Here is a 10,507-nt window from a genome sequence, read left to right as displayed (position 1 = left end):
GTCCCGCCGGCCCCGCCGGTCCCGCCCGCGGCCCCTCCGGTGGCGCCGCCCGCACCGCCCGTCGCGCCGCCCCCGCCCAGCTACGGGCAGCCGCCGGCCGGTGCCTACCCGCCGCCCCCCGGTTACGGGCAGCCGCCTGCCGGCTACCCCCCGCAGGGCTCGCCGTACGGTCAGCCGGCCTCCGGCGGCTATCCGCCGCCCGCGCCCCCCTACGGCCAGGCTCCTCCGGGCTCCTACCCGCCGCCCGCGGGCGGCTACGGCGCGCCCATGGTGCAGCCGTCGCCGATCGGCGAGTCCTACTCCTACGGGTGGCGGAAGTTCACGAGCCACGGCGGCCTGTTCATCGGTGCCGCGCTGGTGTGGTTCGTCGCCGCCATCGTCGTGTTCACGATCGTCGCGCTGATCTTCGGCGGCTTCGCCTCGCTGTTTGACCCGAACGGCAACGGCATCGGCAGCGGCATGGGCTTCGGCATCTCGTTCGGGCTCATCGTGTTCTACGCCGCGGTCGCGCTCATCGGGTACCTGATCCAGGCGGCCTTCATCCGAGCGGCGCTGACCGTGACCGAGGGGCGCGAGCTGTCGTTCGGCGACTTCTTCAAGTTCGTCGACGCGGGTCCGATCATCCTGACCGCGCTGCTGCTGGCGGCGATCGGCGTAGTGCTGAACCTCATCCCGTTCTTCGGCGGGCTGGTCGCGCTCGTCGTGAACTTCCTGCTGCTGTTCACGTTCTGGTTCGTCATCGACAAGCACCTGTCGCCCGTCGACGCGATCAAGGCGAGCTACCAGCTCATCACGGCGAACCTGTCGATCACGATCCTGTTCTACCTGCTCAGCATCGTGATCCTCTTCGCCGGGGCGATCCTGTGCGGGATCGGCCTCCTCGTGGCCGTGCCGGTCGTGCTCCTCGCGACGGCGTTCCTGTTCAAGCGGCTGCTGGGCGACCCGATCGCCGCCTGAGGACGGCACGGTGTGCCCGGTCACCCGGAGGGCGACCGGGCACACCCTGCACCGTCATGCCGTGACGAAGTCGATGAGCTCCTCGACGCGCCCGAGCAGGCTCGGCTCCAGGTCGGCGTAGCTGCGCACCGAGCGCAGGATGCGCTGCCAGGCGCGCGCGACGTCGGCCTGCTCGTCGGCGGGCCAGCCCAGCTCGCGCAGGATGCCGCGCTTCCACTCCGTGCCTCGCTCGATGACGGGCCACGCGGACAGGCCCACGCGTTCGGGGCGGACGGCCTGCCACACGTCCACGTAGGGGTGGCCGAGCACGAGCACCGAGCCGGCCGGCATCCCGCGGACGGCGTCGGCGGCGATCCTGCTCTCCTTCGATCCCGTGACGAGGTGGTCGACGAGCACGCCGACCCGGCGCCCCGGTCCCGGCGAGAAGTCGCGAAGGGCGTCGGCGAGGTTGTCGACGCCGTCGAGCAGCTCGACCACGACGCCCTCGAGGCGCAGGTCGTCGCCCCAGACCTTCTCCACCAGCTCGGCGTCGTGCTTGCCCTCGACCCAGATGCGGCTGCCGCGCGCGACCCGCGCCCGGGCGTCGTGGACCGCGACCGAGCCCGAGGCGGTCCGCGTGGGCCGAGCCGGCGCCGGCGCGCGGACGGGCGCCGTGAGGGCCACGGGCTCGCCGTCCAGCCAGAATCCCCGTCCCAGCGGGAAGGTGCGGGTGCGGCCGCGGCGGTCCTCGAGCACGACCACGTGCTGGCCGCCCGACTTCTCCACCCGGACGACGGCACCGACCCACCCGGTGGTGACCTCCTCGACGACGAGGCCGGTGTCGGCGGGCTGCGGGCGGCTGGTGCGGGCGGGTCGGTGGTGCGTCGAGGCGGTACCCCCGAGCACGTCCGAGCCGTAGCGGTCGTCGTTCACCCGGGCAGCCTAGGGGGCCGCGCGGGCGGCCCGGCCGAGGCGCGCACCGGTCGCCCCGTGGGTGTCGGCTCCGCGGCGTAGCATTGGCACTCGCGCGTGGGGAGTGCTACCCATCTGAGCATCGGAGGAGGCGACATGAGCGAGGACCGACGGCTGGACGTGCTGCGGGCGATCGTCGAGGACTACGTCGCCACGAAGGAGCCCGTCGGATCGCGCGCGCTGGTGGAGCGGCACTCCCTGGGTGTCTCGCCCGCGACGATCCGCAACGACATGGCCGCCCTCGAGGAGGGCGGCTTCATCGCCCAGCCGCACACCTCCGCCGGGCGCGTGCCGACGGACAAGGGCTACCGGCTGTTCGTCGACCGGCTGTCCACCGTCAAGCCGCTGTCCAGCCCCGAGCGGCGCGCGATCGGTGCGTTCCTCGAGAGCGCGCAGGACCTGGACGACGTCGTGGACCGCGCGGTCCGGCTCATCGCGCAGCTGACGCAGCAGGTCGCCGTCGTGCAGTACCCGTCGCTGCGGCGCTCGGCGCTCCGGCACGTCGAGCTCGTCCCCGTCGGTGCGCGGCACCTCCTGGTCGTGCTCATCACGGACACGGGGCGGGTCGAGCAGCGCACGCTCGAGCTCGCTCTCGACCTCGACGAGTCGGTCATCGCGCGCCTGCGCTCGCGCCTGAACGTCAGTGCGGCCGGCCGCCGCCTCTCCGAGCTGCCGGTGGCGCTCGGCGAGCTCGCGGAGGCCTTCGCCCCCGCCGACCAGGCCCTCGTGGCCGCCGTCGTCGCGGTGGTCGAGGAGACCCTGGCGCAGGAGAGCGAGGAGCGCGTCGTGCTGGCCGGCACCGCGAACCTGGCGCGGGTCGGCGGGACCGACGTCCGCGCGATCGGCCCGGTCCTGGAGGCGCTGGAGGAGCAGGTCGTGCTGCTGCGGCTGCTGTCCGAGATGGCCGAGGACTCGGCGACGGTCTCCGTGCGGATCGGGCGCGAGAACCAGCACGACGGGCTGTTCGAGACGAGCTTCGTGACCACCGGCTACGGCGACGAGGGCGGGGGATCGGTGGCCCGCGTCGGCTCGATCGGCCCGCTGCGGATGGACTACCCCGGCACCATGTCGGCGGTCCGCGCGGTGGCGCGCTACCTGACGCGCATCCTGGCGCAATGACCCGCACCCCGACCCCGGCACCGACCTGCACGAACACCTGCGGACCGACCCGTGCGCAGAACCTGTCACCGACAGCTGGAAGTGAGCACCCCCTCTCGTGACCGACTACTACGAGGTCCTCGGCGTCCCGCGTGACGCGAGCCCCGAGCAGATCAAGAAGGCGTACCGCAAGCTCGCCCGCGAGCACCACCCCGACGTCGCGGGCGTGGACGCGGGCTCCGAGGACAGGTTCAAGGACGTGTCGCGCGCGTACGACGTCCTGGGCAACCCGGAGAAGCGCCGCGCGTACGACCTCGGCGGCGACCCGTCCTCGCCCGGCGGCGGCATGGGGGGCGGGTTCGGCTTCCAGGACATCTTCGAGACGTTCTTCGGCGCCGCGACCGGCGCGGCGGCGCAGCGGGGCCCGATCCCGCGCGCCCGGCGCGGGCAGGACGCGCTCGTGCGGCTCGACCTCGACCTCGCGGAGGTCACGTTCGGCGTCCACAAGGATGTGCCGGTGGACACCGCGGTGGTGTGCCCGACCTGCAGCGGCTCGTGCTGCCGCCCCGGCACCTCGCCGCGCACCTGCGAGGTCTGCGGCGGCCGCGGCTCGGTGCAGCGGGTCGCCCGGTCGTTCCTCGGCCAGGTCATGACGACGCAGCCCTGCGCCGCGTGCCACGGCTTCGGCACCGTCATCCCCGAGCCGTGCACCGAGTGCTCCGGCGAGGGTCGCGTGCGGTCGCGCCGCACGCTCAGCGTGGACGTGCCCGCCGGTGTCGACACGGGTACCCGCATCAAGCTCACGGGCCAGGGCGAGGTCGGCCCCGCCGGCGGCCCGGCCGGCGACGTCTACCTCGAGGTGCGCGAGCGCAAGAACGACACGTTCGTGCGCCGCGGCGACGACCTGCACGCCACGCTCGAGGTCCCGATGACTGCGGCCGCCCTCGGCACCGTCCTCACGCTGGACACCCTGGACGGGGCCCGCGAGGTCGACCTGCGGCCGGGCACGCAGCCCGCGCAGGTGGTCACGATCAAGGGCCTCGGCGTGGGTCACCTGCACGCGGCCGGCCGCGGTGACCTGCACGTCCACGTCGAGGTGCAGGTGCCCACGGCGATGGACGACGAGCAGGCCGAGCTGCTGCGCCGGCTGGCGACGCTGCGCGGCGAGGAGCGTCCCGAGGCGCGGCTCGCCGCGTCGAACACGGGCGTCTTCGCCAAGCTGCGCGACAAGCTCTCGGGCCGCTGAGCATGACGGCGCCGACCGCGTCATGAGCGCGCCCGTCTTCCTGGCGGAGCCCGGGTCGCTGGACGGCGTGACCGACGGCGGCACGTACCTGCTCGGCGGCGCCGAGGGCCGCCACGCCGGGGTCGTGCAGCGCCGGGGGCCGGGCGAGCGGGTGGACGTCGTCGACGGCTCGGGCGTGCGCCTGGTCGGGGTGGTCGGCGCCGTCACGGCGGACGGCGTGCTCGTGCAGGTGCAGCAGCGTGTCGTCGAGCCGGCGCCCGACGTCGCGCTCGTGCTCGTGCAGGCGCTGGCCAAGGGCGATCGCGACGAGATGGCGATCGAGGCCGCCACCGAGGTCGGCGTCGACGCCGTGGTGCCGTGGCAGGCGGAGCGCTCGATCGTCGTGTGGCGCGGCGACCGGGCAGCGAAGAGCCGGGCGCGCTGGCTGGGCACCGTGCGGGCGGCCGCGAAGCAGTCGCGACGCGCCCGCGTGCCCGACGTCGAGCTGGCCGTCGACGGGCGGAGTCTGGCCGAGCGCGTCCGCACGGTCGTCGCGGCCGGCGGGGTCGCTCTCGTGCTGCACGAGGACGCCACCGACGCCATCGCGGCGGCCGCGCTTCCGGGCACGGGGGAGTGCCTCGTCGTGGTCGGCCCCGAGGGCGGCATCGGCGAGAGCGAGCTCGGGCGTCTGGTGGAGGCGGGGGCGCGGTCCGTCCGGCTGGGTCCGCACGTCCTGCGGACGTCGACGGCCGGGCCGGTCGCGCTGGCGCTGCTCGCCGAGCGGCTGGGTCGCTGGGCATGAGCGCCAATCCTGTGGGTGTCGGCTCGTAGACTGTCGTCGTCTGCCCGGGACACCTGGGCCTGACCCGCACACCACCACCGACCTAAGGAGCGCACGGCGCACGCCGAGCACATGGCCGAGTCCACATCCGCAGAGCGGCCCTCCGGGGCACCCGCGCGCGTCGAGCACCGCATCAGCGTCCCGTCCGAGGTCTCGATGGTCGAGCTGCTCGGGCTCCGGGACGAGGTGCTCCGAAGCATCGAGTCCGGGTTCACCAGCGTCGACATCCACGTCCGCGGCAACGAGGTGACCCTCGCCGGGCCGGTCGGCGACGTGGCGCTCGTGTCGCGGCTGGTGGACGAGCTGGTCGAGATGGCGGCCGGCGGCACGCCGCTGACGCCCGACGTGGTGACCCGCTCCGTCGCCATGCTCACCGCCGCGTCGACGGCGCGGCCGGCGGACGTCCTCTCGTTCAACATCCTCACGGGCCGCGGCCGCACCATCCGGGCCAAGACGCCGGGCCAGAAGGACTACGTCGACGCGATCGACCGGCACACCGTGACGTTCGGCATCGGGCCCGCCGGAACCGGCAAGACGTACCTGGCCATGGCCAAGGCCGTGCAGGCGCTGCAGGACCGCAAGGTGCACCGCATCGTGCTCACGCGGCCCGCGGTCGAGGCGGGCGAGCGGCTGGGGTTCCTGCCGGGCAGCCTGTCCGACAAGATCGACCCCTACCTGCGGCCGCTGTACGACGCGCTGCACGACATGGTGGACGCCGAGTCGATCCCGCGCCTCATGGAGGCCGGCACCATCGAGGTGGCGCCGCTCGCGTACATGCGCGGCCGCACCCTGAACGACGCGTTCATCATCCTCGACGAGGCGCAGAACACCTCCGTGGAGCAGATGAAGATGTTCCTGACCCGCCTCGGCTTCGGCTCGAAGGTGGTGGTCACGGGCGACATCACGCAGGTCGACCTCCCGTCGTCGCAGACCTCCGGCCTGCGCGTGGTCGAGCAGATCCTCAGCGGGGTCGACGACGTCGCGTTCTGCCGCCTGACCTCGTCGGACGTGGTCCGGCACCGCCTGGTCAGCGAGATCATCGACGCGTACGCGCGCTGGGACAGGAGCTGAGGCGGCCATGAGCGTCGAGGTCAACAACGAGTCCGGGTACGACGTCGACGAGGCGGAGTTCGCCGCGCTGGCCCGCTACGTGCTGGACGAGATGCACGTGCACCCGCAGACCGACGTGTCGATCCTGCTCGTCGGCACGGACGTGATGACGGACCTGCACGTGAAGTGGATGGACGAGCCCGGGCCGACGGACGTGCTGTCCTTCCCGATGGACGAGCTCCGGCCCGGGCGCGAGGGTGACCCGACGCCCGCCGGCCTGCTCGGCGACGTCGTGCTCTGCCCCGAGGTCGCGGCGCAGCAGGCGCGCACGGCGGGACACTCGACGGCCGAGGAGCTCCTGCTCCTGACCACCCACGGGATCCTGCACCTGCTCGGCTACGACCACGCGGAGCCGGAGGAGGAGAAGGAGATGTTCGCCCTCCAGCGTCGGCTGCTGCTGACGTTCCTGGCGTCGCGATGACGGACATCCCCGTCGCGCTCCTCATCGTCGTCGCCGTCCTGGGCATCGCCGCGGCCGCTGCCCTCTCCGCCGGTGAGGTGGCCGTCGTGCGCATCTCGCGCGCCGCGGTGACCGAGCTGCTGGCCGAGCGCGACCCGGCGGCCGGACGCGTCCGCGCCCTCACGGAGCAGCCGACCCGGGTCGCCTCGGCGGCGGCGTTCGTGCGGCTGCTGGCCGAGATGACCGCGACCGTGTGCATCACGCTGATCGTCGGCTCCACCGGCCTATCGTGGTGGGCGGTCCTGCTGGTCGCGCTCGCGGTCTGCGGGCTGGTGGCCTTCCTCCTCGTGCGGGCGAGCCCGCGCACCGTCGGACGGCAGCACCCCGTCGCGACCCTCACCCGGCTCTCGCGCCTGCTCGTCGCCGTGACCGCGGTCGCCGGTGGGCTCGGCACGCTCGGGCGTCCCGGTGCCGGGTCGGCGGCCGAGGACGAGGAGGAGCTGCGGGACATGGTCCAGCGCGTGAGCGAGTCCGACGTGATCGAGGACGAGGAGCGCGAGATGTTCCGCTCCGTGCTCGAGCTCGGCGACACGCTGACGCGCGAGGTGATGGTCCCGCGCACGGACATGGTGACGGCGCCGGCGGACACCACGCTCCGCAAGGCGCTCGCGCTGCTCCTGCGCTCGGGGTACTCGCGGGTCCCGCTCGTGGGCGACTCCGTGGACGACCTGCGCGGCGTGCTCTACCTCAAGGACGTGGTCGGGCGGCTGCCCATCGCCCCGGCGGGCCGCTCCGACCGCCGCGAGCAGGAGGCGATGCTCGACGCGCCGGCCTCGTCGCTGGCCCGGCCCGCGGTCTTCGTGCCGGAGTCGAAGCCCGTCGACGAGCTGCTGCGCGAGCTGCAGGACGGCACGTCGCACATGGCGATGGTGGTCGACGAGTACGGCGGCATCGCGGGGCTGGTGACCATCGAGGACGCGCTCGAGGAGATCGTCGGCGAGCTGACCGACGAGCACGACCCCACGGCACCCGTCGTCGAGGACCTGGGCGACGGCGTGTTCCGGGTCCCGGCCCGGCTGGGACGCGACGAGCTGGGCGAGCTGTTCGACCTCGAGGTGGACGACGAGGACGTCGACACCGCGGGCGGCCTGCTGGCCAAGGCGCTCGGCAAGGTGCCGCTGCCCGGCTCCGCGGGCGACATCCACGGCCTGCACCTCGTGGCCGACCGCGTCGAGGGCCGTCGCCGGCGCCTCGCCACCGTCCTGGTCAGCGTGGTCGACGCCGACGCCCCCGTCCCCACCGAGAACCACGGAGCAACCCGATGACCACCTTCCACGCGTTCCATTCGGGGTTTGCCTGCTTCGTCGGGCGCCCCAACGCCGGGAAGTCGACGCTGACCAACGCGCTCGTCGGTCAGAAGGTCGCCATCACGTCCGGTCGCCCGCAGACGACGCGGCACACCGTGCGCGGCATCGTGCACCGGCCCGACGCGCAGCTGATCCTCGTCGACACCCCCGGGCTGCACCGGCCGCGCACGCTCCTGGGCGAGCGGCTCAACGCGCTGGTCAAGGACACGCTCACCGAGGTCGACGTGGTCGGGTTCTGCCTCCCGGCCGACCAGCGGGTGGGTCCGGGCGACCGGTTCATCGCGGAGCAGATGACGGAGCTGGCGCGGGACGGTCGCGGGACCCCCGTCGTCGCGGTGGTCACCAAGGCCGACCTCGTGGGCAAGGGCAAGCTCGCCGAGCACCTCATGGCCGTGCAGGCGCTGGGGGAGTGGGCCGACATCGTGCCCGTCTCCGCGACGTCCGGCTACAACGTCGACGTGCTGGAGAACGTGCTGATCGGCCACCTGCCGGAGGGGACGCCGCTCTACGCCGAGGGCGAGCTCACCGACGAGCCCGAGGCCGTCATGGTCGCCGAGCTGGTCCGGGAGGCGGCGCTCGAGGGCGTCCGCGACGAGCTGCCGCACTCCCTCGCCGTGGTGGTCGACGAGATCGTGGCGCGCGACGAGCCGGCCGCGAACGGGGTGCCGATGCTCGACGTGCGCGTGCACCTGTTCGTCGAGCGGGACAGCCAGAAGGCCATCATCATCGGCAAGGGCGGCGCGCGGCTGCGCGACGTCGGCAGCCAGGCGCGGCGCGGCATCGAGGCGCTGCTCGGCGCGCGCGTCTACCTCGACCTGCACGTCAAGGTGGCCAAGGACTGGCAGCGCGACCCCAAGCAGCTCGGGAAGCTGGGCTTCTGAGCATGCTGAGGACGGGCGAGCGCGTGGAGCCGCGCGCGGGTACGGACGTCGACCACCACGTCGGGCGGTGGTACCGCGTCGTGGCGAGCACGGCGCTCGGCGTCGTGCTGCTCGCCGTGCTCGGCGCCGTGATGGGCCCGCAGTGGGACCCGGTGCCGCTCGCGGACCCGCTGACCGTGGAGACCACGTCGACCGCCATCGGGTCGGCACCGCCCGTCCCCACCTACCCGGTCCGCACCTCCGTGGTCACCGTGCAGCTCGACGGGACCACGGTCGACGCGCAGATCAGCGAGCCGGTCGGCGCGGAGGGTCCGCTGCCCGGCGTGGTCTTCGTGCACGGCGCCGGCACCGGGCGTTACGACACCGCCTTCCTGCAGCAGGCCCACGCGCTCGCCGCGTCGGGGATCGTCGCGATGGTGCCCAACAAGCGGCTGGACACCTACACGACGCGGCACCGCGACTACCCGCTCATGGCGGCGGACTACGACGCATCGGTCGCCCTGCTGCAGTCGCGCGACGGGGTGGACCCGGACCGGGTCGGCATCTACGCCGAGAGCGAGGGCGGCTGGATCGCCCCGATCATGGCCGCGCAGGACCCGTCGATCGCGTTCGTCGTGCTGGTCTCGTCGCCCGTCGTGCCGCCGCGGGAGCAGGCGGCGTTCGCCGTCGACTCCTACCTGCGGAACACGGGGGTGCCGCATGGGGTGTTCCGGGCGATCCCGCGCGCCGTCGGCATGTCCCTGCCCGGCGGCGGGTTCGAGTACGCCGACTTCGACGTGACGCCGTACCAGCGCCAGATGCGCCAGCCCGTGCTCGTCGTGTACGGCACGGGCGACGCGTCGATGCCCACGATCCAGGGCGCCGAGCAGGTCATCCGGGACACGGCGATCGCGGGCAACGGCGACGTCACCGTGCGGTACTACGCCGGCGCCAACCACGGGATCCGGGTCGACGGCGACGTCGATGCGGACTTCCTGCGCGACCTGTCGGGGTGGGTGCTCGGACAGCCGGCGACGGCCGACGCGCCGCCGCGGATCGCCGGCGCACAGCCGGTCCAGACGTACGTGGCCGCGCCGGTGCCCGAGCCCCGGTGGTTCGGCGACGGGGACGTGGTCCTCGCGCTGGCCCTCGCCGCGGTGGCGCTCATCCTGCTCGGGCCGCTCGCGGTGCTGATCGCGCGGGGCGTGGAGGAGGCGACCGACCGGGTCCGGAGCCGGGGCGGGGCGCAGGTGACCGTGCCGGGTCCCCGGTTCGCGCCCCGCGTGCTGCCGCTGCTCCTCGCGCTCGGTCTCGGCGCCATCCTCACCGTCGTGGCCCTCGTCTGGTACATCGTCTCGATCGCCCGCCTGGCCTTGGACTACCAGCGCAACGACCTCGTGGTGCAGGGTGGCTGGGTCGCGGTGCGCGTGCTCGGCATCGCCGTCGTGGTGGTCGGCGTGCTCCTGCTGCGCCGGTGCCGCCGGGTCCGGCTCGCCGGGGGGCACCCCGCGCCGGGCGTCGTGCGGACGTCGGTCCTGTGGGCCGGCGTCATCGGCTCGGTCGTCCTGCTCGTCGTGCTCGCCTACTGGGGGGTCTTCCAGCTCGGGATCTGATCACGGTCCGGGCGCAGTTGTGTACGAAGCACTCACGTGGGGCACGATGTGCGCCGATGATCTGAACGAGGCGCCCGGCCGCGGG

10 protein-coding genes are annotated in these 10,507 nt (G+C 73.6%); 9 read left to right on the top strand and 1 reads right to left on the bottom strand.

Annotated features, from left to right (window positions below):
* Positions 1-957 (top strand): hypothetical protein (locus tag AC1DQC_RS11870; protein ID WP_477051435.1); only part of this gene is annotated, 957 nt, incomplete at its 5' end.
* 54 nt (positions 958-1,011) lie between these two features.
* Here the strand turns inward: AC1DQC_RS11870 and AC1DQC_RS11865 are convergent.
* The gene (locus tag AC1DQC_RS11865) at positions 1,012-1,869 is read right to left on the bottom strand and encodes a DUF3097 domain-containing protein (protein WP_477051434.1); all 858 of its coding nucleotides are present in this window, start codon (positions 1,867-1,869) and stop codon (positions 1,012-1,014) included.
* A 135-nt stretch (positions 1,870-2,004) separates the two neighbouring features.
* Here AC1DQC_RS11865 and hrcA point away from each other — a divergent pair, with 135 nt between their 5' ends.
* From hrcA to AC1DQC_RS11825, 8 genes are all read left to right on the top strand, one after another.
* Positions 2,005-3,027: a heat-inducible transcriptional repressor HrcA gene (hrcA, locus tag AC1DQC_RS11860; RefSeq protein WP_477051433.1), complete on the top strand. Its 1,023-nt coding sequence runs from the start codon at positions 2,005-2,007 to the stop codon at positions 3,025-3,027.
* A 97-nt stretch (positions 3,028-3,124) separates the two neighbouring features.
* On the top strand, positions 3,125-4,252 hold the full coding sequence (gene dnaJ / locus AC1DQC_RS11855; protein WP_477051432.1) for a molecular chaperone DnaJ: 1,128 nt from the start codon (positions 3,125-3,127) through the stop codon (positions 4,250-4,252).
* 22 nt (positions 4,253-4,274) lie between these two features.
* Positions 4,275-5,033 (top strand): 16S rRNA (uracil(1498)-N(3))-methyltransferase, encoded by a 759-nt coding sequence (locus AC1DQC_RS11850; RefSeq protein ID WP_477051431.1) that lies wholly within the window; start codon positions 4,275-4,277, stop codon positions 5,031-5,033.
* A gap of 111 nt (positions 5,034-5,144) precedes the next feature.
* Entirely contained in the window at positions 5,145-6,143 is a 999-nt protein-coding gene (locus AC1DQC_RS11845; RefSeq protein ID WP_477051430.1) for a PhoH family protein, read from the top strand.
* 7 nt (positions 6,144-6,150) lie between these two features.
* The gene (gene ybeY, locus AC1DQC_RS11840) at positions 6,151-6,603 is read left to right on the top strand and encodes an rRNA maturation RNase YbeY (protein WP_370505340.1); all 453 of its coding nucleotides are present in this window, start codon (positions 6,151-6,153) and stop codon (positions 6,601-6,603) included.
* Positions 6,600-7,907, top strand: coding sequence for a hemolysin family protein (locus tag AC1DQC_RS11835; protein WP_477051429.1), 1,308 nt, complete (start codon positions 6,600-6,602; stop codon positions 7,905-7,907). Before ybeY ends, AC1DQC_RS11835 begins: the two co-directional genes overlap by 4 nt.
* Entirely contained in the window at positions 7,904-8,830 is a 927-nt protein-coding gene (gene era, locus AC1DQC_RS11830; protein ID WP_477051428.1) for a GTPase Era, read from the top strand. Before AC1DQC_RS11835 ends, era begins: the two co-directional genes overlap by 4 nt.
* A gap of 2 nt (positions 8,831-8,832) precedes the next feature.
* Complete coding sequence (locus AC1DQC_RS11825; protein WP_477051427.1) at positions 8,833-10,422, top strand: alpha/beta hydrolase family protein; 1,590 nt, start codon at positions 8,833-8,835, stop codon at positions 10,420-10,422.
* Positions 10,423-10,507 lie beyond the last annotated feature (85 nt).

It is taken from the genome of Cellulomonas sp. P4_H12 (assembly GCF_056400905.1).
This window is presented reverse-complemented; position numbering and strand designations above follow the sequence as displayed.

What these genes read in the sequence shown, in the direction of transcription:
- AC1DQC_RS11825 (WP_477051427.1), top strand. Translation starts at nt 8,833, where the DNA reads ATGCTGAGGACGGGCGAGCGCGTGGAGCCGCGCGCGGGTACGGACGTC.
- ybeY (WP_370505340.1), top strand. Translation starts at nt 6,151, where the DNA reads ATGAGCGTCGAGGTCAACAACGAGTCCGGGTACGACGTCGACGAGGCG.
- AC1DQC_RS11850 (WP_477051431.1), top strand. Translation starts at nt 4,275, where the DNA reads ATGAGCGCGCCCGTCTTCCTGGCGGAGCCCGGGTCGCTGGACGGCGTG.
- hrcA (WP_477051433.1), top strand. Translation starts at nt 2,005, where the DNA reads ATGAGCGAGGACCGACGGCTGGACGTGCTGCGGGCGATCGTCGAGGAC.
- AC1DQC_RS11845 (WP_477051430.1), top strand. Translation starts at nt 5,145, where the DNA reads ATGGCCGAGTCCACATCCGCAGAGCGGCCCTCCGGGGCACCCGCGCGC.
- era (WP_477051428.1), top strand. Translation starts at nt 7,904, where the DNA reads ATGACCACCTTCCACGCGTTCCATTCGGGGTTTGCCTGCTTCGTCGGG.
- AC1DQC_RS11835 (WP_477051429.1), top strand. Translation starts at nt 6,600, where the DNA reads ATGACGGACATCCCCGTCGCGCTCCTCATCGTCGTCGCCGTCCTGGGC.